We start from the raw sequence: 24,601 nt of genomic DNA, 5'->3' as shown, positions 1-24,601 counted from the left end.
GGTTCGTCGACCTGTCGGACACCCCTTTTCCGCGTCGCCCGGGGCTAGCTGTTGACAGCGCCCGTGGTCGGTGTGTTCAACAGCTGGGTCCATGCGTCGTCGCAGCTCAGGGTTGCTGGGGTGGTGGACAGTACCTGGTCGCAGCGAATCTCGTAGACCGTTCCGATGGTAGTGATGAGGTCGAACTTGATGCGCTCAGTCGCCTGTTGCGCATTGACGGACGCGCCACAGGCGAAGCCTGTCGCAGCGCTGTCGGGGTAGCCGGTCCGGCCGCTGAGGTCGGTCCAGAGGAACGGGGGAGCAGTGGTGGACCCGCGGAGGTCGCGGATGCCCGCGTAGTACCTTCCGTTGGTCAACGCGGCGCGGAGCTCGAAGGCGCCCTGGTTCTGTAGGGCGTCGATGTCGGAACAGGGTGCGGCGGTTCCGGTCGGGCCGGTGTTGCCCTGGGGACCGGTGGGACCCGTGGCGCCGGTCGGACCAATTGGACCCGTCGGGCCGGTCGGACCCGTCGGGCCCTGGCAATTGTCCTTGCCGCCCTGGGCGGTCGAGAGGGTGACGCGGTGCGGCCCCTGCTGCTTGCACTTGTCCTTGCCGCCGCTGCTGTAGCGGCTCGCTCCGGTGGCGTGGTCGCCCGTGCCGCGCGCGGCGGCCGCCGCCGGACCGGCCACGCTCGCGGCCAGGACCAGTGCGAGCGAGGCCGTCATTCCGGCCTTCTTGAACCTGTCCCGCGCCAGCGGCCCGAGAAGCGAACGCGTCCTGTACTCAGGACTCATCTGTGTGCTCCCTGTATCGACGTGTCATGTCCCGTCGTGACGTGTCACGACCTGTCTCGATTGCTCTGACTTGCGAGGAGGAGCTTTACCCGAGTCCGGTGCGCAGAGCTGGCATATCATCAGGAAGTCGACTGTTTATCAACGTATAGGGCTAGTCGGTACGTTCGGATGGGTTACGTCGACCGGACGCCTCCCGCGTGTACGGGCGGGACACGTCGGGGCCGTGCCACATTGACGCCGTGAAAAAGCAGAGCCTCTGCCTCTGCAAGGTCGTCAAGAACGACTCGCAGGTGATCGAACGGTGCCTGCGCTCCGTACGCCACCTCATCGACCACTGGGTCGTCTGCGACACCGGCTCCACGGACGGCACGCAGGACCTGATCCGCAGGACACTCGACGGCATCCCGGGCGAACTCCACGAGGAACCGCGGATCGACTTCGGGTCCAACTGCCCGAGCCGATCCGCCGGCAGACGGTACTCAACCGCGAGTTCGCGATCGGTCAGGCCGGTGCCACGGTGCCCGGCCCGTCCGGCGCCGGTCATGGGCGGGAACAGACCACCGTTACGAGGGTGAACGAGGCGTAGAAGGGTTCGCGGGCGAGGCCGGCGAACCAGGCTTCGCCCCGCGTCCGGTCGATGTGGCCGTCCGCGATGGCCTGCTGCATGTTCCGGCCGAGGCCGAGCGTGTGGTCGCCGTGCCCGAAGTCGGTGAAGACCGGGGTGACGGCGCTCGTCGTCTCGACACGGAAGCCCGCCCGGACCGCCAGCCGGGCGAGACTGCGCCCGACGGTGGCGTGGCGGACGACCTGCTCGGCGGTGTAGCGGGTGAACGCGCGGCTCGTCTCCAGGTCCTCCGTGTCCACCGCGAGGGTGTCCCAGTCGGGCTCCACCAGACCGACGAGGGCGCCGGGGCGGGTCGCGGTGTGCAGTTGGGCCAGTACGTCCGAGGGGGACCGCACATGCATCAGGACCCGGTCGATCTTGGCACGGTCCACGGTTCCGGGTCCGACGGGAAGCGCATGCGCGTCCCCCTCCCGGATCTCCACCGCGCCGAGGGCGGCGGTGCGTTGGCGGGCCACTGCCAGCATCGCCGGATCCTGGTCCACCCCGATCACCCGACCGTCCGCACCGACCCGCTCGGCGAGGGCCGGCAGGTCGGTGCCGGGGCCGCAGCCCACGTCCAGGACGGTATGGCCCGGCCGGAGGTCCAGCAGGTCTAGCAGGCGTTGCTTGTACGCCCGGCCGGCGTCCTCGGACGCGGCGCGCAGCATGTAGGACGCCTGGTCGGGCCTGGGTAACCCGAGAGTCTTCGACATGGGTGCCAGGGTGTCAGTCGAACAGCCGCTCGGGGGCGTGGGTGCCAAGTGGGTGTCGAGTGGTGCGGAAGGTTCTCGAAGGAAAAGTCGTAGGTTTACGGCTGATGTCCCTCGTCCTGGTCACTTTTCGGAAACACCGCATCCGGACGGGGGGTTGGCGCGTCCTTGTCGGTATGGATCTGGAGAAACCGGCCGCCGAGGCACGGCAGCCCGAGCGGCAGGCCGAAGGGTGTCTCGTCGTTGCGATTCGACTTCCTGTGCGGATCGTGGTGCTCGTGCTGGTTGTACCGGTGCGCATGGTGTGGGACGGGCTGGTCGCCGGTGGCCGCCTCCTTACGGACGCGGTGCTGCGGCCCCTCGGGCGGGCGCTGGCGTGGGTCGCGCGGGCCGTCTTCGTCTGGCCGTTCGTCGGGCTGTGGCGGTACGTCGCCGTGCCCCTCGGCAACGCCCTCGGCTGGCTCGGCAACGTGTTCGTCGTCGTACCGCTGGTGTGGCTCTTCCGGCACGTGCTGACGCCTCTCGGTCAGGGCGTCGTCTGGGTGTTCCGGGGGATCGGCGCCGGGCTCGGGTGGATCCACGCGCGCGTGCTCACGCCTGTGGGGCACGGGGCGTTGTGGGTGCTCAGGGGCGTCGGGGTGGGGATCGCCGCTCTCGGCACCGGGGTGTACGCCGTCGTCGCGTGGCTCGTGCGGTACTTGGCCGTCGTACCCGCGCAGTGGCTGTACGCGTGGGTGCTCACCCCGGTGGGGAGGGCGATCGCCTGGTGTGCCCGGGGGGTCGCGTGGGTCGTCAGCACCGTGGTCGCCGGGGTCGCGTGGCTGGTCAGCATGGTGATCAGCGGGATCGGGTTCCTTCTCTACTGGGTGCTGCGCGTGCTTCTCGTGCTGCCCGCGCTCGCGCTGTGGCGCTGGGTCCTGACCCCCCTCGGACGCGTCCTCGCCGTCGTGGGGCGCGAGGTCGGTGACGCCCTCGGGCATGCCTGGCGCATCGCCGGGTACATCTCGCTCGCCGTCGGACGGTTCCTGGGGACCCTCCTTCGGTGGATCTTCGTGGAGCCCGTGCGCTGGGCGTACCAGACCGTACTGACACCCCTCGGGCACGTCGTCCGGGACGCCGTCCTGCGGCCCGCCGCCGAGGCCGCGCGCAGTGTGGGCCGGGTGGCCCGGCAGGCGCTGGCCGCCGCACGCGACTCGGCCCGCCAGGCGCGCGCCGACTTCCGGCGGATGCTCCTGGGGGAGCCGAAGGAGGAGCGCCCGAAGGTGGTTCCGGTGCCCCGGCGGGAACCAGGAGGCGCCGACGGACGTACTCTTGGTAGCAGTAAGACCGCACTCACGAAGGACTGAACGACACTGGGCAAGCGACAGCCCGAAGGCCCGCCGCCCGCACTCGCGGTGCAGCGCATCCGACTGCGCTACACCAAGCGTGGCCGCCTCCGGTTCACCAGCCACCGTGACTTCCAGCGCGCTTTCGAGCGTGCGCTGCGCCGTGCCGAGGTGCCGATGGCCTACTCGGCGGGGTTCACGCCGCATCCGAAGGTGTCGTACGCCAATGCCGCACCCACCGGCACGGGCAGTGAGGCGGAGTACCTGGAGATCGCGCTCACCGAAGCGCGCGATCCCGACAAGCTGCGCGAGCTGCTCGACGAGTCGCTGCCCACCGGGCTCGACATCGTCGACGCCGTCGAGGCCCGGACCTCCGGGCTCGCCGAACGGCTCACGGCTTCCGTATGGGAGCTGCGTCTGGAGGGTGTGGCGCCCGACGAAGCGCGCCGCGCCGTCGACATCTTCAACGCCGCCGAGACCGTCGAGGTCCAGCGCCTCGCCAAGAACGGCATGCGGACCTTCGATGCCCGAGGCGCGGTCGAGGGCCTCGAGGCGGGCAGCGAATCGTGTGTCGAGACGCACAATCCACCGGCTGATAGGCCTACCGACCGGCCCTGTGCGATACTGCGGCTGGTTGTTCGGCACGTGACGCCTGCCGTTCGACCCGACGACGTCCTGTCCGGTCTTCGCGCCGTGGCCGACCTCGCGCCGCCGGTCCCCGCAGGGGTGACCAGGCTGGCGCAGGGGCTGTTCGATGAAGAGACCGGCACGGTGACCGACCCGCTCGCGCCCGACCGCGAGGCAGCGGTGGCCCTCTCCATGGCCGCTCCGACTGCCGCCGCGTCGCAGGCTCCGGCGTAAGGAAGGTCCCGCGCAGGGACGCACGTCGTAGCGCCGCCCTCGTACTCGGGAGCCACCTGGGTCGGGCAGCGCGCCCACCACAAGACTTTCGCCAGGCCGTGCGCAACATGGCGTACGGAACCGGCGAGACAGGACACAGAGAGCTCCCGTGCGGCGCCCGCGCCCCGGACGGCGGCACCGCGCACTGCGCGAGCCGCGGACGTCACCGGCATCCAAGCCGGACCAGGTGCGGCGCCCGGGAGCCTGACGGGAGAACCGCCCGCATGCTCGAACCGACCGAACCCGTTTCGGACCCCATCGAGGGTTCCGCACACGACACCCGCCGAGGCCGAAGAGATCGAACAGCACGTCGAGGAAGCAGCGGCCGCCGAGGCGCCCGCTCCTCGTACGCGCCGCCGGGCCACCCGGCGCGCGTCAGCGCCCGCCGGTGCGCCCGCCAAGGCTGCCGAGGCAGTCGTTGACGAACCGGCCGTGACCGCCGTATCCGCCCCGACTGCCGAGGAGAGCGGCGAGAAGGGCGAGGAGAGCGCTGATGTGGAGGCGCCCGCGGTGGTGGAGGAGGCCGCGCCTGCTCCGCGTACCCGTCGTCGCGCCACCCGCCGGGTCTCCACACCCGCCGCCGAGGCCGTGACCGAGGCCGCCGCCCCGGAGGCTCCCGCCCCCGTGGAAGAGGCGCCCGCGAAGGTCGCCGAGCCCGAGGTGGAGGCCAAGCCCGAGACCGAGGCCGTCGCCGAGGACGCGTCGCCGCGTCGCGGACGTCGTCGGGTCGCCCGTAAGGCCGCTGTCGGGTTCTCCGCGCCCGCGCCCGCTGTCCAGAACGGTGACACCGAGGGTGGGCGGCGTCCCGCGCGTCCCGCCGTCGCCGTGTTCCAGGCGCCCGTCTTCGCCGAGCCGATGTTCCAGACGCCCGAGCGGGCCGCCGCCGCGGCTGCCGCCGAGGCGGCCGAGGACGTCGTGGAGACCGAGGAAGAGGCCGTCGAGGCCGCTCCGGTCGCCGAGACCGTCGTCGAGGAGCAGACGCCGCGCCGTCGCCGCCGTCGCCGTGGGGGCGACGAGGAGCCCGTCGCCGCCGCGCCCGTCGTGGCCGCGGAGCCGGAGGAGACGGAGGCCGTCGAGGACGCCTACGAGTCCGCCGAGGACGGTGCCGACGTGGACGACGACGGCGAGGACGAGGGCCCCGGTTCGCGCCGGCGCCGCCGCCGCGGTGGCCGGCGCAGGCGCCGGGGCGAGTCCGCCGACTCCGACCTCGACTCCGGTGACGACGACTACGCCGGTGAGCAGGCCGCTCGGTCCGCCGAGGGCACCTCGGACGCCGTGGACACCGCCGACCAGGTGGACGAGGACGCGGAGGAGGACGAGCGCGACGAGCCGGGCGGTTCCGGTTCCGCCAGCAGCCGTCGCCGGCGCCGTCGTCGGCGCCGTGCCGGTGACTCCTCCGGCGAGAGCGAGCCGGTGCTGGGCGACAGCGACCCCGAGCGCACGATCGTCAAGGTCCGTGAGCCGCGCGCCAAGCGGGAAGAGCACCCCAGCGACGAGGTGCAGTCGATCAAGGGTTCGACCCGCCTCGAAGCCAAGAAGCAGCGCCGCCGGGAAGGCCGTGAGCAGGGGCGCCGACGCGTTCCGATCATCACCGAGGCCGAGTTCCTGGCCCGCCGTGAGGCCGTCGAGCGCGTGATGGTCGTACGCCAGTACGGCGACCGCACCCAGATCGGTGTCCTCGAGGACAACGTGCTCGTCGAGCACTACGTCAACAAGGAGCAGGCGACCTCGTACGTCGGCAACGTCTACCTGGGCAAGGTCCAGAACGTGCTGCCTTCCATGGAGGCCGCGTTCATCGACATCGGCAAGGGGCGCAACGCCGTCCTGTACGCCGGTGAGGTCAACTTCGAGGCGCTCGGGATGGCCCACGGGCCGCGGCGCATCGAGAGCGCGCTGAAGTCCGGTCAGCCGGTGCTCGTGCAGGTCACGAAGGATCCGATCGGCCACAAGGGCGCGCGACTGACCAGTCAGGTGTCGCTCCCGGGCCGCTACCTGGTCTACGTCCCCGAGGGGTCGATGACCGGCATCAGCCGCAAGCTGCCCGACACCGAGCGAGCGCGCCTGAAGACCATCCTCAAGAAGATCGTCCCCGAGGACGCGGGTGTCATCGTGCGCACCGCCGCCGAGGGCGCGAGCGAGGACGAGCTGCGCCGTGACGTCGAGCGGCTCCAGGCGCAGTGGGAGGACATCGAGAAGAAGTCGAAGAGCGGCGGCAGCTCGAACGCGCCGACTCTGCTGTACGGCGAGCCGGACATGACCGTCCGCGTCGTGCGCGACATCTTCAACGAGGACTTCACCAAGGTCATCGTCAGCGGTGACGAGGCCTGGCAGACCATCCACGGGTACGTGTCCCACGTGGCCCCGGACCTGGTCGACCGGCTGTCGAAGTGGACCTCCGAGGTCGACGTCTTCGCGACGTACCGCATCGACGAGCAGCTCGCCAAGGCGCTCGATCGCAAGGTGTGGCTGCCCAGCGGCGGTTCGCTGGTGATCGACAAGACCGAGGCGATGATCGTCGTCGACGTCAACACCGGCAAGTTCACCGGCCAGGGCGGCAACCTGGAGGAGACGGTCACCAGGAACAACCTGGAGGCGGCCGAGGAGATCGTGCGCCAGCTGCGGCTGCGCGACCTGGGCGGCATCGTCGTCATCGACTTCATCGACATGGTCCTGGAGTCGAACCGGGATCTGGTGCTGCGGCGCCTGCTGGAGTGCCTGGGCCGGGACCGTACGAAGCACCAGGTGGCCGAGGTCACGTCGTTGGGCCTCGTGCAGATGACCCGTAAGCGGGTCGGTCAGGGCCTCCTGGAGTCGTTCTCCGAGACCTGCGTCCACTGCAACGGCCGCGGTGTCATCGTGCACATGGAGCAGCCGACGGCCAGTGGTGGCGGCGGCAGGCGCAAGAAGCGCGGCCGTGGCACCGAGCTCGAGCACGCCCACGAGCACGACGTGATCCTGGACGGGGCCGAGGAAGAGCCGGAGGCCGTCGAGGAGACGGAGACGGAGACCGAGGCCGAGGTCGCCGCCGAGGTCGCGGCGCCCGTCGCGCTGTCGGCTCCGGTCTTCGAGCCCGACGAGGAGCTGTACAACAGCGCCGCCGAGGCGGAGGCCGCGGCAGGCCGCGGTGGCCGTTCGAGGCGACGCGCGAGCAGGCGTGCCTCGGCTCCGGCCGGGGCGCCCAGGGCCGAGGCCCGTGGGGCTTACGGACGCGGCGCCGAGACCCGTACGGCCGAGTCCGTGGTCGCCGAGGTTCCGGTGGTTCCGGAGGCTGTCGCTCACGCCGAGCCCGTCGCGGTCGAGGATCCGGTGGTGGAGGCGCCGGTCGTCGAGACGCCGGTTGCTGAAGCGCCCGTTGCCGAGGTGCCGGTCGCGGTCCAGGACGACGCGGCTCCCAAGGGACGTACGCGTCGGCGGGCCACCCGCAAGGTGTCGGCTCCGGCCGGTTCGCCGAAGGCGGCGGACGAGGCTGTGGCCGAGACCGTGGTGACGGTCGTCGCCGAGCCGGTTGCGGAGCCCGAGGCGGCTCCCGCTCCGGTCGAGGCGCCCGTGGCGACCGAGAGTGCGGCTCCGGCCCGGCCGCGGCGACGCGCCGTGCGCAAGGCCACCGCGCCCACCTCGTCCGCGGAGGCGGCCGTCATGGTCGTCCCGTCGGCCACCGAGGCTCCGGCTCCGGCTGAGGAGGCCGCCGCCGAGGAGGTCGTCACCGAGGACACGGCTCCCGCCAAGAAGACGGCGCGCAAGACCGCCGTCAAGAAGGCGACCACGGCCAAGAAGGCCCCCGCGAAGAAGACCGCGGCGGTCAAGAAGACGGCTGCGAAGAAGACGACGACGGCTGCTAAGAAGACCACGGCGAAGAAGGCTTCGCCGGCGTCGAAGAAGACGACCGCTGCGGCCGAGCAGTCCCCGTCCTCCGTCTCGGCGGTGTTGGAGGACTGACCCGGACCAACCCGGGACCAACCAGGTTCTTCTTGTCGCAGCACTGAGAGCGAAGTGGCGCGGGACACCCGGATCCATCTGGATCCTCTGGTGTCCCGCGCTTTTTGCTTGTTTGCGGCTGTATGTCGCTCCCCCTCGTTGCTGTGGGATTTCTGTGACTCTTGTCATCGTTCTGAATCCGAAATGATGTTGCGTGTACGCGTCAAATGGGGGAATGTTTCTTGACCTTCTTTAAGCCTTCTTTAATCACGGGGTGTTGGTGTCAAGAGCGGGGAAAGCTTGGAGGCGCGGCGCTGTCGCTGTTTCCTTAGGGCTGCTGCTGGCCGAAGGGGTGGAAACCGGAGCGACGCCGGCCGCAGCCGCCGTCGCGTGTCCCTCGGGGACCGAGTCCGACTTCAACGGTGACGGTGTCAGGGACACGGCGATCGCTGACCCGGAGGCGACCGTCGACGGTGCCCAGAGGGCGGGTGTGGTGCACGTCGTCTACGGCGGCGGCAAGGGTGTCCTCACCCTGTCGCAGGCCCTCGACAGCATCCCGGGGGCGCCCGAGGCGGGCGACCAGTTCGGCCATTCGCTGGCGGTGTACGACGCCGACCTCGACGGGTGCAGCGACCTGGTGGTCGGCATCCCCTACGAGGACATGGGCACCGTTCCCGACGCCGGCAACGTGCACTTGATCTACGGCTCCACGAGCGGGCTCAACGCGGGTACCAAGGCCGTCAAGGAGTTCTACCAGGGCACCGACAAGCCCCTGGGCGGCGGTCAGGAGAACGAGGACTGGGTGGGCTACGCGGTGGTCGCCGGCAAGACCTCGGCCGGCACGCCGTACCTGATCATCGGCGTCCCCGGTGAGTCGATCGGTGACCTCGAGAAGGCGGGCGGGTTCCACTACATCAGCGGCACCGCGCAGACGATGGCCTTCGTCCACCAGAACACGGATGTCGGCGGTGCCGTTTTCGGCAACGCCGAGCAGGACGACCGTTTCGGCTCCACACTCGCCGCGACCCCGACCCACTTCGCGGTCGGCTCGCCCGGCGAGTCGCTCAGCGCCAGGTCCTTCGCGGGTGGCGTGGGCTTTTTCAACCACACGCTCACCTCCAACTTCCCGAAGCCGCTCGGCGCACTTGGCCAGGACCAGGAGGTGATCTTCGGGGCCGCGGAGGTCGGCGACCAGTTCGGTGCCGCGCTCGCGATGGTCCCGTACCGCGCCTCCGGCGCCACCTCCACCACCGAGTCGCTGCTCGCCGTTGGCGTCCCGGGCGAGGATCTGTCGACGACCGTCGACGCAGGAGCCGTCCAGGTCTTCAAGCTTGCCGCGGGCGGCACCTTCACCGAGACCGCCTGGATCGACCAGAACACGGCCGACGTGGACCAGGACGCCGAGGCCGGCGACTTCTTCGGCAAGCGCCTCGCCGCCGTCAACTCCTCCCCGAACGCCACCTCCACCGCCACCACCACCCGGCTCGCGATCGGCGTGCCCGGCGAGGAGTCGGCCGAGGAGTACGCGGAGGAGGGCGGTGTCCAGATCGTTCCGCTGGTCGGCGCGCCCGGCGTCTCCGACAACTGGATCGCCCCCGGCACGGGCGTCGGACCCACGTCGGCGCCGCGGATGCTGGCCGGTATCTCGCTGGCCGCCACGCCCTCGCTGCTTCAGGTCGGTGTGCCCTACGGCCCGGCGGAGGCTCGCGCGGTCTACGGCTTCCCGTGGAACGTCGGGTCCGGTGGGGCTCCGACCCAGACGATCAAGCCGGGGGTGGGCGGGGTGCCGGAGACCGGCGTCGCCTTCGGGGCCACCGTCCGCTGACCACCGTCGTGGCTCCCGGGCCGGCCCGAGTCGGACGTACGTCGGCTTCGGTACCAGTTCATCGCCGCTGTACGTGGGCGTGCCCTACGAGCCGACCGACGAGTGGGCGGGCGCGCGGTCCACGGCTTCCCAAGGAACGTGGCCACGGACGGCACGCCGACCCGGACGTGAAAGTCCGGCGAGGGCGCGATCCTCGTCGGCGGCGCCGTGGTCGGGACGGCGGTCCGATGGCAGCCCGTGCCGAACGGCCCGCTTCTCGCAAGTACTTGACGCAACTGATCTGACCCAACGGGAGAGTGGACGCGTGTCCGCAGACAGACAGAGACCGGTACGGCGTGGCGCACTGATGCGTGTCGCCGTCACGGCAGTCGTCACCGGCGCGGTGACGGCCGGGACCTTGGCGGTCCTACCGAGCGGCACACCGGCGGGACCGGCGCCGGTCGCCGCCGACCGGCCGACGCAGACCGAGCAACAGGCGCTTGCCGCTGCGAAGGGCAGCGGCGAACAGACCGAGGTCATGGGACTGCGCACCGAGCGCAGGGAGGTCTTCGCGGAGCCCGACGGCACCTTCACGGCCCGCGAGTACACCGAGCCCGTACGCACGACGCAGGGCGGCAAGTGGGTCGATGTCGACGCGACGTTGGTGCGGCGGACAGACGGCAGTTGGGGGCCGAAAGCCGCCACCGTCGGCCTGTCCTTCTCCGCCGGAGAGGCCGACAGGCCTTTCGTGACGATGCGGCGAGCGGGCCGTGAGTTCGCTCTGACCTGGCCGTACGGCAAACTGCCCGCGCCGCGGATCGAGGGTGACACCGCCACCTACGTCGACGCCCTGCCCGGTGTCGACCTCGCCGTTCGGGCCGAAGTCGACGGCTTCGGCCATCTGCTGGTCGTCAAGACGCCCGAGGCGGCGGCCGACTCGAAGCTGGCCCGGCTGGATCTGGGGATGACGACCGACGGACTGAAGGTCGCGGAGGCCGCCTCCGGAGCCATTGTGGCGAAGGACGCCGAAGTGGGCGGCACCGTCTTCGAGGCGGGCAGGCCCACCATGTGGGACTCGGCCGCCGTAGCGGAAGCCGCTACGAAGAGCGCGGGGCCGAGGGCTGTCGCGAAGGCGCTGAGAGCCGCGGCGGCTGGTGCGGACGAGACTGTCGTGGCCCCCGCTGTCATCGCCGGTCCCAAGGCCGACCAGGCCTCCGAAGCCGCCTTGGAGGGCCCGGGCGGAGGCGGCCGTGGGGTGCCGCTGGGCGTTGAGGTGGGCAGGGAGGAGCTGAGCCTCATACCCGACCAGAAGCTCCTCAAGGGCGAGGACACCGTCTTCCCCGTGGTCATCGATCCCATGCCACGGACCACCTCGCGCACCGCCTGGACCGGCGTCATGTCGGGGATGCCCACCGAGCAGGACTGGAAGTACTCCGGCAGCGCGGGCGTCGGCAAGTGCCCGACCGACTTCAACCCGGTCTCCTGCAACGGGGTCGGCACCCGCCGCGTGATGTTCACGATGCCGCTCTCCTTCTACAAGGGGAAGCAGATCCTTGGCGCGACGTTCTCGGCGCGGGTGGAGCACATCTACAGCGCCACCCCGACCGCCGAGCCCATCCGGCTCTACCGGATCGGCGGCCAGAACTATTCGCTCAACTCGTCCAGCAACTGGTCGAACACCTCGGACGACTGGGACGACCACATCGGGACCGTCGACAAGGCGATCTCCCCGACCTCCTGCTCCAGCCAGCCCAACCTGCACTTCGAGAGCACCACGAAAGCCAACTCCGAGCTGACCAGCGAGATCCAGGCGGCCGCCACGGGTGGCTGGAACTCGATGACGCTGGGCCTGCGGGCGGCCGACGAGTCCCGCTTCGCCGAATGGAAGCGGATCTGCGGCAACGCCGTCCTGTCCGTCTCGTACAACACTCTGCCGCGGCAGATCAAGACGACGGACATGTCCACGGACCCCGGTGGCGTCTGCAAGTGGGGCGCGAGCCGTCCGACCACCGACGTACCGCCGAAGCTCCAGGCCATCGCGAGCGACCCGGACCACGGCAACGGGAGGACCGACAAGGTGAAGGTCCAGTTCAAGGTGGAGTGGGGCGGAACGAAGCCCGGCTCATACACCTATGACACCCCCGGCTGGCTCTCTCCGACGACCGGCACCAAGTTCGTGCACACCGTCAAGTCGTCGATCCCGCAGAACACTCCCGTCTACTGGAGCGCGCGGGCCTACGACGGTGACGGCTACGGCCCCTGGAGTTCGTCCGGGGACACTCCGCAGCGCTGTGAGTTCACCTACGACAGGAGCTGGCCCGGCAAGCCGATCGTACTGTCCAAGCAGTACCCGTCCGACACCGTCTACCACGACGGCGTGGGCACCTACGGCACCTTCACCTTCTCGCCGAATCCGAACGACACCATCGCGGACACCGACGTCGTCAAGTACCAGTACTCCTTGGACGGCGCGCCGGTGACCACCCTTACCCCTGCCACGCCGGGCGGCTCGGTCTCCGTCCAGTTGATGCCGACCCGTTCCGGACGCCGGGTGCTGGACGTGGTCGCCATCGACAGGGCGGCGCACGCCACCAGTACGCCGTACGACTTTCTGGTGAGCGAGGGCAAGCCGGTCGTCGCCCAGTGGAACCTGGCCGACCAGGCCGGTGACACCGAGGCGCACGACGAGAGCGGTGAGTTCTCGGCGACCGCCGGCACCGCCGTCACCTTCGGTGTGGACGGCCCCGGCGGCAGGGTCGACAAGGCGGCCCGCTTCGATGGCAGCGCGGAGTCCTACCTCGACGCCGGCGAGACCGTGCTGGACTCCGCCAAGAGCTTCAGCGTCAGCGCCTGGGTACGGCCCACCGCTCTGGACAAGGACATGACGGTCGTCAGCCAGGACGGCACCGGCGAGCCCGGTTTCACGCTCGGCTACGACGCGACCGCGAAGGCATGGAAGTTCTCCGTCCCGGTCGACGACGTGGACTCGCTCGGCGAGTGGAAGGCCGTCTCCACCGGCATTTCCGTGGTCAAGGACCAGTGGGTCCTGCTGACCGGCGTGTACGACGCGCAGAAGAGCGGCGGCCCGCAGCTCCAGCTGTACATCAACAAGGACCTGAAGGCCTCCGCCCCTCGGCGCTCCACCTGGAAGTCGTACGGCCCGCTGCAGATCGGCCGCTCGACGGCCAAGAGCGGCTACCGCGACAACTTCGTCGGTGACCTCGCAGAGATCCGCGTCCTCGATCGGGTCCTGCCGGCGGCCCAGGTCGCCGAGCTGATGACGGTCAAGCCGGACCGCAAGGGCTACTGGCAGCTCGACGCGGCCGTCAGCGGTGCCTCCGCGGAGACCGGTGGGGGCCAGGCACTGACTCTGGCGGGCAACGCCTTCATCTACCGCCCGGCCGATCCGCTGCTCGACACCGCCGCGCTGGTCGGTGACGGCAACCTCGTCCTGGACGGCAACGGTGACTACGCGTCCACCGCCACCGCCCCGGTCACCGGCAACAGCAGCTTCACCATTACCGCCCGCGCCCAGCTCACCTCGCTGGACCCGGAGAAGTCACAGACGGTGCTGTCGCTGCCGGGTGCCAACGCCAACCGGGTCCAGGTCCGTTATCAGGCGAGATCCGGCCGGTGGGAGCTGGCCGTGGCGAAGACCGACGTGGCCGCCCCCTCCGTCGTCACCTTCACCGACGACCAGGAACTCCCCGACACCGGCGGCTCCGGCCAGCACCTGGCGGTCGTCTACGACGCCTTCGCCAACTCGCTGCGCCTGTACGTCGGGGGCCAGCTCGCCGCCGGCGCCTATGGCACGGACGGCACCCTGTGGTCCGCCACCGGCGGTCTCCAGGTGGGCCGTTCGCTGCGCGGGGCGAGTGAGTACTTCGCCGGCGCGATCGATGAAGTCCGCGTTTACAGCGGGGCGGCCGACCAGATCGCGGTGCAGCAGATGGCCAGGCTGGCTGCGGCTCCCGACATGTGACGATCCATTAGTTCTGGGGTGTGCCGGCTCCGCCGGGCCCGGCACACCCTTCCCGCCCAAATCCTTTCCTCAACTTTCCCCTTCGACCAGGGAGTTGTCCGATGTTCTTCCGTGGCCGCTCGTTGAGCCGCCGCATACCCAGATCGACGGTCGTCGCGATTGTGCTCGGGCTTTCGCTCGCGCTCTCCGCGTCGTCGGTCCAGGCAATGGCGCTCGATGACGATGCCCGGGGCCGCACCAGCAGCCCCGGCCTCCAGGACGACGGTGATCCCGTCAAGGGGTACGCCACCAAGACCGCACCACGCCCCTCCGACCCGGCGCGCAAGGCCGCGGTCAAGGGGCTCGACAAGGCGACGTGGCCCAAGCAGGGCGGCGCGGAAGTGAAGCTGGGGGCCACCGCCGAGGTCGGTGGCCTGCCGGTCAAGATCCTTGAGGCCGGGGCCGGGGCCGCCGACAGGCCCAAGGCCCTCGCCAAGAGTGGCAAGGCGCCGGGCAGGATACGTGTCGACGTCCTCGACCCGCAGCATGCCGCGAAGCTCGGCGCCGGTGTCCTGCTAGGTGTGGAACGCGCCGACGGCTCCGATCAGACCGCCAAGGTCCGGCTGAGCGTCGACTACTCCGAGTTTGCCGAGGCCTTCGGCGGCTCCTACGCCTCGCGCCTCCGACTGGTCCAGCTTCCCGCCTGCGCCACCGCCGCCACTCCTGGCAGTAAGGGCTGCCCCGAGCAGCCCAGGGTGCTGCCCACGGTGAACGACGTGGAGGCGGGTACCGTCTCCGCCGACGTGACCGCCGCCCCGGCTCCGGCCGACGGCGCCTCCACCATGGCGGTCGACGCGACGTCCCTCGTGGCCCTGGCCGCCGGACCGTCCGGCGCGCAGGGGACGTACACGGCGACGGCCCTGTCTCCGTCCGCCAGTTGGAGCGTCGCCACCGCCTCCGGCGGGTTCAACTGGAACTACCCGATGCGCACCGTCCCGACCCCGGGCGGCCTCGTCCCCACCGTGGGCCTCGGCTACTCCTCCCAGTCGGCGGACGGCCGTACCTCGGTCACCAACAACCAGGGGTCGTGGGCCGGTGAGGGTTTCTCGTACGACCCCGGCTACATCGAGCGCCGTTACAAGCCGTGCGCGGACGACGGCCACAAGAACTCCGGGGAACAGTGCTGGGCGTTCGACAACGCCACGGTCATGCTCAACGGCGCGTCCGGTGAGCTGGTCAAGGACGACACCACCGACAAGTGGCACATGGCCTCCGACGACGGCACCAAGGTCGAGCAGCTGACCGGCGCCGCGAACGGCGACAACGGTGGCGCGAACGACAAGGGAGAGCACTGGAAGATCACCACGCCGGAGGGCACCGAGTACTACTTCGGGCTGAACCGTCTGCCGGGCTGGGCCACCGGGAACGAGGAGACCAACTCCGTCTGGACCGCCCCGGTCTTCGGTGACGACTCCGGTGAGCCCTGCTTCAACGCCACCTTCACCAGCGCCCACTGTCAGCAGGCCTGGCGCTGGAGCCTCGACTACGTCAAGGACACACACGGCAACGTGATGTCCTACTTCTACGACCGCGAGACGAACTCCTACGCGCTCAATGGCAAGACGGACGTCAACGGCACCGCGTACCACCGCGGCGGCTACCTCAAGCGCATCGACTACGGCCAGCAGGACGGCAAGGTCTACGCGGCCAAGGCCCCGGCGCGGGTCGTATTCAACACTGGCGAACGCTGCCTGCCCACCGCCGACTTCGACTGCGCGGAGAGCAAGCGCACCAAGGCGAACGCCGCCCGGTGGCCCGACGTCCCGGTCGACCAGGAGTGCAAGGCGAGCACGAAGTGCACCTCGCCGGTACAGACCTTCTTCACGACCAAGCGGCTGGCCTCGATCGTCACCCAGATGCGCAAGGACGCCACGGCCTACCAGGACGTGGACGCCTGGACGTTCACGCATCTGTTCACCGACAACGGTGACGACTCCAAGACGCTGTGGCTGTCGAAGATCGAGAACGAGGGCCGCGCCGGTACGGCGATCAAGCTGCCCTCCGTGGACCTGTTCGGCGAGCAGCTCGCCAACCGCGTCGACGCCGTCGGCGACAACATCGCGCCCTTCCACCGCTTCCGGCTCTCGATGGTCCTCAGCGAGACCGGCGCTCAGCTCGACGTCAACTACGCGCCTGCCGACTGCACGAAGTCCACGCTGCCCAAGCCGGGCGAGTCGACCAAGCGCTGCTACCCCGTCGTGTGGGCTCCGCCGGGCTCTGTGGACCCGATCACGGACTGGTTCCACAAGTACGTCGTGTCGGCGATCATCGAGACCGACCGCACCGGCGGCAACGACTCCATGGTCACCCGCTACTCCTACCAGGGCGACGCCGCCTGGCGTAAGGCGAAGCCGGACGGCATCACCGACGCCAAGTACCTGACCTGGGGCGGCTGGCAGGGCTACGGCAAGGTCAAGGTCACCAGCGGCACCGCCGACAAGCAGTCGACCCGGGTCGACTACACGTTCCTCCAGGGCATGGACGGGGACAAGGACTCCGCCGGCAACACCCGCTCGGTGACGGTCAAGGACTCCACGGGTGATTCGTACGCCGACGACGAGGAGTTCACCGGCCACGAGCTGGAGGTCGCCACCTATGACGGCGACAAGATGGTCGCCAAGACGATCAGTACGCCTTGGAAGCACTACACCGCCACCCAGGTTCAGCCCTGGGGTACCACCCGCGCGGTGATCGTCCGTACCCAGACCGGCCGCGGCTTCAGCCTGAAGTCCGACGGCACTTGGCGCGAAACGAAGTCCACGACGACGTACGACACCGCCAACGGCACCGGCCGGGTCCTGACCGTCGACGATCTGGGCGACCTCTCCACCGCCAAGGACGACAGTTGCACCCGTACCACGTACGCGGACAACACGGCGAAGAACATCCTCTCGCTGCCGGCCCGCAGCGAGTCCGTCTCCGTGAAGTGCGCGACCACGCCGGATCGCCGGACACAGGTCCTGGCGGACGAGCGCACCTCGTACGACAAACTCGCTTTCGGAGCGGCGCCCACGAAGGGTGACGCCACCAAGACCGAGCGGATGACGTCGCACGACGGCACCACGGCGACCTACCAGTTCACCGGCGCCACGACCTACGACGACTTCGGCCGTCCGCTGACCCAGAGGGACGCCAAGCAGATCGGCACGACGGAGGAGACGAAGACCGTCTACTCCGAGACCAACGGCCTGCTGACGAAGACCACAGTCACCAATGCCCTGGGTCACCCGACCGTCACCGACTACGCCCCCGCCTGGGGCATGTCGTCGGGCCAGACCGACCCGAACGGCAAGCGCACGGACCTCGCCTACGACGCCCTGGGGCGGCTGACGTCGGTGTGGCTGGCGGACCGTAAGCTGAGGCAGACGCCGAGCATCAAGTACTCGTACAACGTCCGTAAGGACAAGGTCACTTCGATCAAGACGGAAAAGGTCGAGATCGACGGCTCCTACGGTGCCGAGTACCAGCTCTACGACAGCATGCTGCGCCCCCGGCAGATCCAGACCGAGGGCCCGAACGGCACCCACATGGCTGCCGACACGTTCTACGACGGCACCGGAAACGTCAGGAAGACCAACTCCACGTACAACGCGGCCGACCCCGCCTCGGGCGAGCTGCTGCTGGTGCGCAACGGCGAGGTCGGCGCGCAGAGCCTGCTGGAGTACGACGGTCTGGGCCGCACCACCGCCGAGATCCTCGCGGTCGGCGGCGCCGAGCAGTGGCGCACCACGACCAGCTACGACGGCGACCTGACCCATGTCGACCCGCCGGTCGGCGGCGTGCCCACCACGACGATCACCGACGGCCAGGGCAACGTCTCCGAGATCCGCCACTACCGGGGCGCCTCACCGAACGCGGGCGTGCCGTACGACTCGACGAAGTACACGTACAACACGCTCGGCAAGCTGGAGACGGTCACCGACGCCAAGGGCAGTGTGTGGCGGTACGAGTACGACCAACTGGGCCGCAAGAAGACGAGCATCGACCCCGACGCGGGCACCTCGCGCACCGAGTACGACGAGCTGGACCGGCCTGTCGCCGCGTGGGACGGGCGGAACAAGAAGACCTCCACGGTCTACGACAAGCTCGGCCGCACGGAGTCGACCTGGCAGGGCGACGCAGGCACCGGCACCAGGCTGAGCGAGACCAGGTACGACAAGGCGGGCTGGCTGGGTCAGGCCTACGCCTCCTTCAACTACATCTCGCCGACGGAGTACTTCGCCACCGCCGTCCAGTCGATGGACGAGTTCTACCGTCCGCTGAAGACCGCCTACCAGGTCCCCGCATCCCAGGGAGGACTGGCCGGTACGTACGTCTTCTCCACCGGGTACAACCGGGACGGCACGATCCAGGGCCTCGGCCTGCCCGCCGTCGCGGATCTGCCGTCGGAGGCGTTGGTGTACACGTACGACGCCCTGCAGCGTCCGACGGGGATGACGGGCAGCACCCCGTATGTCACCAACACCATCTACTCCAAGAACAGTCAGGTACGACAGTTCGAGCTGTTCACGGGCAACGGCAAGAAGGTCCAGCAGACCTTCGACTACGAGAAGGGCACCGACCGGCTGACCCGCTCGGTGGTCGACGTGGTGAGCACCACCGTGGCCAAGGAGTCGAACTACTCCTACGACCAGGCGGGCAACGTCCTGTCCATATCGGACACGGCGAACCGGACCGCTCCGGATGTCCAGTGTTTCGCCTACGACGGCCGGCAGCGGCTGTCGGACGCGTGGACCCCGGCGGCCACGGCGGCGACAGCGGCCGGCAACGGCACCCGAGGCTCCACCACTCCGGTGGACGGCACCGGGCCCACGGCCTGTGACTCCGCGGCCGGTTCGAGCGCGCTCGGCGGCCCGGCCTCGTACTGGAAGTCGTACGAGACCGACGCCATAGGCAACCGCGTCACCGAGGTCAACCACGACACAGGACTGAACGCGGCGAAGAATTCCACCCGAAGCTACGAGTACGGCGGCGCCGGCGCACTGGGCGACGGACCGCACCAGGTCACCAAGGTCGTCGAGAAGACCCCGACCGGGGACAAGCAGTCGACGTACGAGTACGACGACGCGGGCAGCACCACCAAGCGGACCATCGGCGGCAACCCCCAGTCCCTGCTCTGGAACGACACCGGGAAGCTCAGCGAGGTCACCGAGGCGAACGGCTCGAAGACCAGCTACCTGTACGACGAGAGTGGCTCGCGCCTTCTGCGCAAGGACTCGACCGGTACGACCGTCTACCTGCCGGGCACCGAGCTGAAGCTGTCGGCGGACGGCACCAAGAAGGAAGCGACCCGCTACTACGAGTACGCCGGTCAGACGGTCGCGGTCCGCACCGCCGGGAAGGTCTCCTTCCTCGCGTCCGACCACCACGGCACGGGTGAGCTGGCGATCGACTCCGCAACGGGAGCGATCTCCCAGCGGCGGTTCGACCCCTTCGGCGTCGAGCGCGGTGAGACGACCGGCGCCTGGCCAGGAGAGAAGGGCTTTGTCGGCGGCACGATCGACGCCTCGACCGGCCTGACCCATCTGGGGGCGCGGGAGTACGACCCGACGATCGGCAAGTTCATCTCGGTCGACCCGATCATCGACTACACCCAGCCGCAGCAGATCAACGGCTACGCGTACGCCAACAACTCTCCTGTCACACACGCCGACCCCAGCGGCTTGATCACCCCGGAGTGCCGTGAGGGCCTGCTCACGTGCCGTGGTGGCGTGCCAGTCACCAGCACTCCCAGGCAGGTCGTGCAGGCACAGTCGGACTTCAGCAAGGCGTCCGGTGAGGTGGCGGCGGCGCAGGCGCAGCAGTCCTCCGCCAAACAGCGCATCAAGTCCGCGGGCAAGGCGCTGGTCAAGATCGCCCGGGACATTCTCGGTGTGGACGCGGCTCTGGACTGCATCTCCAGCGGTGACGTCGGCGCCTGTGGCGAGACCTTGCTCAACATCGCCGGCAGCTTCGCGGGCGGCCTGGCAGGCAAGATCCTCGCCAAGTACGGGGCTCCCTGGAAGTGGGCGAAGGGAGCCAGGCTCGCCAAGCGGGTGACCGGGCTGGTGGGGGACCTCATCGGCGGCGCCAAGGGCTACTTCAAGGCGAGCAAGGCGCTGGGCAAGGCTAACGGCGGGCTCGCGAAGGCCGCCGACAAATTGGCGGAAGCGCGCAAGAAGGCCGCGGCTGCGCTCAGCAAGAGCAAGAAGTCCGAGCCCGAGTGCCACAGCTTCCTGCCGGGTACCAGGGTTCTTCTGGCTGGCGGCAGTACGAAGCCGATCGAGAAGGTCGCACTCGGGGACAAGGTCGTCACGACCGACCCGAAGACCGGCAAGACGACGGTCCGTGAGGTCGCGGGCACCATCGTCACCGAGGACGACAAGTCCTTCGCCGACCTCACGATCAAGGGCGACTCCGGCAAGCCGGAGGCCCTGATCGCCACGACGACCCACCCGTTCTGGGTGGACTCAGAGAAGGCGTGGGTCAAGGCCGGCGACCTCAAGCCGGGCATGCGGTTGCACACCGCGTCCGGTAACTCGGTCACCCTCACCGCCATCCGTTCCTTTGACAAGCGGCAGCGCACACATGACCTGACCGTCGAGAACGTCCACACGTACTATGTGCTGGCGGGGGCAACACCGGTCCTTGTTCACAACTGCGGTACCGTCCGCAATGACATCCTCGACGAGACGAGGGCGACGGCCGAAAGCAACGTCGACATCGTGCCGCACAAGCGCAAGTCGAGCCTCGTCAGCGAGCACACGATCACCATGGAGGACGCCATGGCTACCGGAAGCGAATTCCTCGGTGAGGGAATGCGCGACGTGGCCAAGGGTCGAGGAATTTTCCGAAGCGTCGACAACCGCCGTGGATTCCGTATCGACCCCGATTCCCTTGCGGGAGGCCACTGGCCTGATGTGCCGCACGTCCACTTCGAGATCTTCGACGAGGTAGGGAAACCATTGGCCAACAACCACGTCCCCCTTGTCGAGCCGTGATGACGAAGGTTGAACTGGGGCGATACGGGCGCATTCTGTCGGGGTTCTACGAGGGGTACTTCGTGAAACTCCACGACGACTCCGAGGTCACCGGCGGGTACTACATCTACCTGGTCAACGACCTGTCCGCACCGACGGACGGGGGCGACTACTGGGTGGCGGACAGGGCGGAGCTCGAGTCGTTCGTGGAGTCTTCCCAGTGGGAGATCGAATGGATCCCTGAGTAGGAACGCAGTCCAGAAAGCCCGTCGGCATCAGTGCCGACGGGCTTTCTCCGGTTTCAGGCGGGTGCTGGGGAACCAGGGAGCCATGACCATCGTGGACCGGACGGGAACGCTCGTATCCGGAGGAGATGAGAGATTAATCTGCCCAGAGGGTGGAATGCCTTCGCATCTCGATTCCGAAGCGGGCAATAGGCCACTGGCTCAATTCATGCATAGATGGCATGAAAGGCGGAGTCGGCGGGTTCCGGAGAGTCGGACTTCGGATAATTTAGATAACTCTTCAGTGCGACCACAGAAGCCCCGTCGAAATATATTCTGGCGGGGCTCCTGATGGTCTTGCCGGCAGTACTGAACTGTCGCAGCTTGCTTAGCTGCCGGAGCCGGAGCTCTCGACGGTTGCCCGTGGTGGGCCCGAGCGCAGGGTGGGTTCGTCTCCCAACTTTCACAAGGAAAGAGCAAGAAGGAATGGCGTCTAATGGCCCTGTGGTTGCATTCCTGGAAAAAATCGAGCACGGATGCCTGATCTTACGAGATGCGGGAAGTGACGATGACGTCAGCGACTGGGATCCGGCGTCGAGCAGCTGGTATCGAGAGGGCAGTTCACTCATCTTCGGCGTTCAGGCCAGTGTTGACGGTCCTGTCGAATGCGAGGTGTGGAAGTCGGCTCCTCCCGTGGCGCTTCCTGTGAACCTCTTCGAGGTGTCGCTCCCGTGTTCGTCTGGTTGGCTCGTATTGCACGACCCGAACGAATACGCCCGAATGCAATTCGCGGGATTCCGTGGCTCTGTGATCTGTTCGGTAATGGTGGATGATCCGCAATTTCCGTCAAAGGTTCAGATCTTGCTGAAGGGAGAAGATAAATAGCTTCTTGACGCTCGCAGGAATGGGCGAGGCTCTGTTCGGGGGTCTCGCCGGTTTCTCGCATGCGGCGTGAGGGCGTCGTTCCGCTGAGAGATGTCGACCTTCCCGCGCCATTCCGAACTGCAAAATTGAAGCCCCGTCAGATATGTCCTGACAGGGCTTCTGCATGGGGTGACGGCAGTAGTTGACGGCAACGTCAGCGGACCATGGCTCCGCACAGTGCGTCGTCGCAGGTCGGCTCGTGGCCAGCAGGACCGTCGAGCGCGGTGCTGAGGGTGTCGATGGCGTCGCGCTAGAGGTGGAGTCGGACGTGGGCGTAGACGGTGGCGGTGACGCCGATGTGGGCGTGTCGGAGGAGCTCCTTGATCACGACCAACTCGACGCACTCCTCCAGGAGGAGGGTCGCGGTGGAGTGGCGAAGGTCGTGGAAGCGGACACGGCGGAGGGCGGCGAGACGGAGATGGGCACGGCGCGCACGTGAGGGCCCGTCCCTGCCGGGGCTGACGAGTGCGGGGGAGCCTCAATCGGATTCGCCCGGCAGGGACGGGAGTCGGGTGGGTCAGCGCGGTGCGGTGCCTGGGCGAGCGAGGCGGGTCACGCCTGGCGCCAGGTCCGCCAGGGGCGGGTGATGACCTCCCGGTAGGTGTGGTGAGACGGGTTCTGGCCGCAGTGCCGCAGCACCCAGTCCTGCGGTTCGGCGAAGTCCTCGCTTGTCGGTGAGGTCTCTCCGTCCACGGCGCACTGCATCGCGTACAGGACTGGCTCCGCGTCCGGCTCGCGGTCGGGCTGGAGCGTCCAGGTCTCGTAGCGCAGGACCGAGCGCGGGGTCACCGTCCCCACCTCCGGGCACGTCCCACTCCCGGCCACCGCGCGGTGGCCGAAGCTGTACGTACGTCCCCACATGCCCTATCACCACGCCCACCTTGCCGCTTCGCCGGTCGACCACCAGGGCGCCGGCATCGGGCGAGACGGTGTGCCCGTCGCCCTCAGGGGTGGGGGCCGTCATCGTGACCACCCCGGCGAGGCGGCGCGCGACCGGGCGTCCAGTCGCAGGGCGGGAACACGTGGGGTGGCGCTCATTCGCACGGTGACGCTCCTTGGCGGCGTTGATGCGTGCCCCTGGGTCTGTTGGTGCCGCAGGGTCGGCACCGATCCTCACGCCGGTCACCGGGACGAAGGAACCTCCACGAAACCCCACTTCGGGACGTCCCGCACTGTGTAGAACGTCCCTAGTGCCGTCCTGAGACGAAGGGGGAGACTCGTGCCGAACGAGAGACTACGAGCCGTCATGGCGGCGGGAGGCTGGACGTACGCCGCACTCGCTCAGCAGGTCGAGGTCGACCCCAAGTCGGTCGAGCGCTGGGTGAACCTCGGGCGTATCCCACGTCGTGCTACCGCCCTCCAGGCGGCCAAGGCCCTGGGAGAAGACGTGCACGCACTCTGGCCGGCGCTCCGCCAGGCCCGCCCCGCCCGCGCCATCAGCCCCGAACTGGTGGCGCTCTACGAGCAGCGGGCCGATATCCCCGTCTCGACGTTCACCGACCTGATGGCCCAGGCCCGGGAACGGATCGACATCCTCGTCTACGCGGCAGTCTTCCTCCACGAGGCGTACCCGCGGCTGAACGAACTCCTCACCGAACGCGCCGCCGAAGGCTGCACCGTCCGCATCGCGGTCGGGGACCCCGACAGCGACAACGTCCAAGCCCGCGGCCAGGAAGAGCGGTTCGGCCACGGCATCGAATCCCGCTGCCGCCTCGCACTCATGCACTACAAGCCGCTCGCCGACACCCCTGGCATCGAAGTCCGCACCCACGCCACCACGCTCTACAACTCCCTCTACCGCGCCGACGACCAGCAACTCGTCAACGCACACGCCTGGGGCGTCAACGCCTACGCAGCCCCCGTATGGCACCTTCGCCGACACCAGGAGAGCGGCATGTTCGACACCTACGCCGACAGCTTCGACGCCGTGTGGACGACGGCAACCCCCGTACGAGAGGAAGGCTGACCGTGGCCCGCACCGAGTACTACGACGACCCCAACGCGCCCAAGCCGAACAGCATGGTCGTCGCCGCCTCCGCCGTCGTCACCGACGACCACGGGCGCATACTCCTCCAGCGCCGCCGCGACAACGACCTGTGGGCCCTGCCCGGCGGAGGAATGGACCTCACCGACTCCCTGCCAGGCACAGCCGTCCGCGAGGTCAAAGAGGAGACCGGCCTCGACGTCGAGATCACCGGCCTGGTCGGCACCTACACCGACCCGAAACACATCATCGCCTACACCGACGGCGAGGTCCGCCGCCAGTTCAACGTCTGCTTCACCGCCCGCATCACCGGCGGCCAACTGGCAATCTCCGACGAGTCCACCGAGCTCCGGTTCGTACTGCCGGAAGAGATCGAGCAGTTGCCGATGCACCACACCCAACGACTCAGGCTCCACCACTTCCTGGAACAGCGCGAAAAGCCGTACCTGGGCTGAACC

The 24,601-nt window shown here is 68.8% G+C and carries 14 protein-coding genes and 1 pseudogene; 11 read left to right on the top strand and 4 right to left on the bottom strand.

The window, feature by feature from the left end; all coding sequences use genetic code 11:
* Positions 1-44: 44 nt before the first annotated feature.
* Positions 45-773, bottom strand: coding sequence for a hypothetical protein (locus ADL01_RS44575; RefSeq protein WP_053741243.1), 729 nt, complete (start codon positions 771-773; stop codon positions 45-47).
* A 239-nt stretch (positions 774-1,012) separates the two neighbouring features.
* On the opposite strand from ADL01_RS44575, the gene ADL01_RS45880 reads away from it, so the two are divergent.
* Positions 1,013-1,348 (top strand): hypothetical protein, encoded by a 336-nt coding sequence (locus ADL01_RS45880; RefSeq protein ID WP_234354548.1) that lies wholly within the window; start codon positions 1,013-1,015, stop codon positions 1,346-1,348.
* Here ADL01_RS45880 and ADL01_RS08205 read toward each other — a convergent pair.
* Positions 1,314-2,090, bottom strand: a complete 777-nt coding sequence (locus ADL01_RS08205; protein WP_053741241.1) for a methyltransferase domain-containing protein — start codon at positions 2,088-2,090, stop codon at positions 1,314-1,316. The genes ADL01_RS45880 and ADL01_RS08205 overlap by 35 nt on opposite strands.
* A 173-nt stretch (positions 2,091-2,263) precedes the next feature.
* Here ADL01_RS08205 and ADL01_RS08200 point away from each other — a divergent pair, with 173 nt between their 5' ends.
* The 8 genes from ADL01_RS08200 (at position 2,264) to ADL01_RS44570 (ending at position 22,120) form a co-directional block, all read left to right on the top strand.
* A complete protein-coding gene (locus ADL01_RS08200) occupies positions 2,264-3,433 on the top strand; it encodes a hypothetical protein (protein WP_053741255.1) in 1,170 nt (389 codons plus the stop codon).
* A gap of 48 nt (positions 3,434-3,481) precedes the next feature.
* On the top strand, positions 3,482-4,273 hold the full coding sequence (locus tag ADL01_RS08195) for a TIGR03936 family radical SAM-associated protein (RefSeq protein WP_053741240.1): 792 nt from the start codon (positions 3,482-3,484) through the stop codon (positions 4,271-4,273).
* A 471-nt stretch (positions 4,274-4,744) separates the two neighbouring features.
* Positions 4,745-8,248, top strand: a complete 3,504-nt coding sequence (locus ADL01_RS08190) for an Rne/Rng family ribonuclease (RefSeq protein ID WP_234354547.1) — start codon at positions 4,745-4,747, stop codon at positions 8,246-8,248.
* Between the two features lie 331 nt (positions 8,249-8,579).
* Entirely contained in the window at positions 8,580-10,052 is a 1,473-nt protein-coding gene (locus ADL01_RS08185; RefSeq protein ID WP_053741239.1) for a hypothetical protein, read from the top strand.
* A gap of 304 nt (positions 10,053-10,356) precedes the next feature.
* A complete protein-coding gene (locus tag ADL01_RS08180) occupies positions 10,357-14,013 on the top strand; it encodes a LamG domain-containing protein (RefSeq protein ID WP_159049480.1) in 3,657 nt (1,218 codons plus the stop codon).
* Positions 14,014-14,114: 101 nt separating this feature from the next.
* Positions 14,115-21,032 carry a polymorphic toxin-type HINT domain-containing protein gene (locus tag ADL01_RS08175; RefSeq protein WP_234354546.1) on the top strand — a complete coding sequence of 2,306 codons (6,918 nt, stop codon included), beginning with the start codon at positions 14,115-14,117 and terminating at the stop codon, positions 21,030-21,032.
* The gene (locus ADL01_RS08170; protein ID WP_053741237.1) at positions 21,032-21,259 is read left to right on the top strand and encodes a hypothetical protein; all 228 of its coding nucleotides are present in this window, start codon (positions 21,032-21,034) and stop codon (positions 21,257-21,259) included. The genes ADL01_RS08175 and ADL01_RS08170 overlap by 1 nt, the downstream gene beginning before the upstream one ends.
* A 480-nt stretch (positions 21,260-21,739) precedes the next feature.
* Entirely contained in the window at positions 21,740-22,120 is a 381-nt protein-coding gene (locus ADL01_RS44570) for a hypothetical protein (protein ID WP_159049479.1), read from the top strand.
* 193 nt (positions 22,121-22,313) lie between these two features.
* Here ADL01_RS44570 and ADL01_RS47205 read toward each other — a convergent pair.
* Positions 22,314-22,598, bottom strand: a pseudogene (locus tag ADL01_RS47205) (tyrosine-type recombinase/integrase); the annotation flags it as partial.
* Between the two features lie 113 nt (positions 22,599-22,711).
* Positions 22,712-22,957, bottom strand: a complete 246-nt coding sequence (locus tag ADL01_RS08160; RefSeq protein WP_053741254.1) for a hypothetical protein — start codon at positions 22,955-22,957, stop codon at positions 22,712-22,714.
* Between the two features lie 448 nt (positions 22,958-23,405).
* Here ADL01_RS08160 and ADL01_RS08155 point away from each other — a divergent pair, with 448 nt between their 5' ends.
* Together ADL01_RS08155 and ADL01_RS08150 are read left to right on the top strand one after the other, a co-directional pair.
* The gene (locus ADL01_RS08155; RefSeq protein WP_078960389.1) at positions 23,406-24,125 is read left to right on the top strand and encodes a helix-turn-helix domain-containing protein; all 720 of its coding nucleotides are present in this window, start codon (positions 23,406-23,408) and stop codon (positions 24,123-24,125) included.
* Positions 24,126-24,127: 2 nt separating this feature from the next.
* Positions 24,128-24,598 (top strand): NUDIX domain-containing protein, encoded by a 471-nt coding sequence (locus tag ADL01_RS08150; RefSeq protein WP_053741234.1) that lies wholly within the window; start codon positions 24,128-24,130, stop codon positions 24,596-24,598.
* Positions 24,599-24,601 lie beyond the last annotated feature (3 nt).

Origin of the sequence: Streptomyces sp. NRRL WC-3618 (assembly GCF_001280005.1) — a bacterium.
Classification (GTDB): domain Bacteria; phylum Actinomycetota; class Actinomycetes; order Streptomycetales; family Streptomycetaceae; genus Streptomyces.
The sequence above is the reverse complement of the archived record's forward strand: the minus strand, read 5'-3'. Positions and strand labels throughout refer to the sequence as shown.

Excerpts from the sequence above, each read along its gene's own strand:
- ADL01_RS44575 (WP_053741243.1), bottom strand. The coding sequence starts at position 773 with ATGAGTCCTGAGTACAGGACGCGTTCGCTTCTCGGGCCGCTGGCGCGG.
- ADL01_RS08205 (WP_053741241.1), bottom strand. The coding sequence starts at position 2,090 with ATGTCGAAGACTCTCGGGTTACCCAGGCCCGACCAGGCGTCCTACATG.
- ADL01_RS08200 (WP_053741255.1), top strand. The coding sequence starts at position 2,264 with ATGGATCTGGAGAAACCGGCCGCCGAGGCACGGCAGCCCGAGCGGCAG.
- ADL01_RS08175 (WP_234354546.1), top strand. The coding sequence starts at position 14,115 with ATGTTCTTCCGTGGCCGCTCGTTGAGCCGCCGCATACCCAGATCGACG.
- ADL01_RS08170 (WP_053741237.1), top strand. The coding sequence starts at position 21,032 with ATGACGAAGGTTGAACTGGGGCGATACGGGCGCATTCTGTCGGGGTTC.
- ADL01_RS08155 (WP_078960389.1), top strand. The coding sequence starts at position 23,406 with ATGGCGGCGGGAGGCTGGACGTACGCCGCACTCGCTCAGCAGGTCGAG.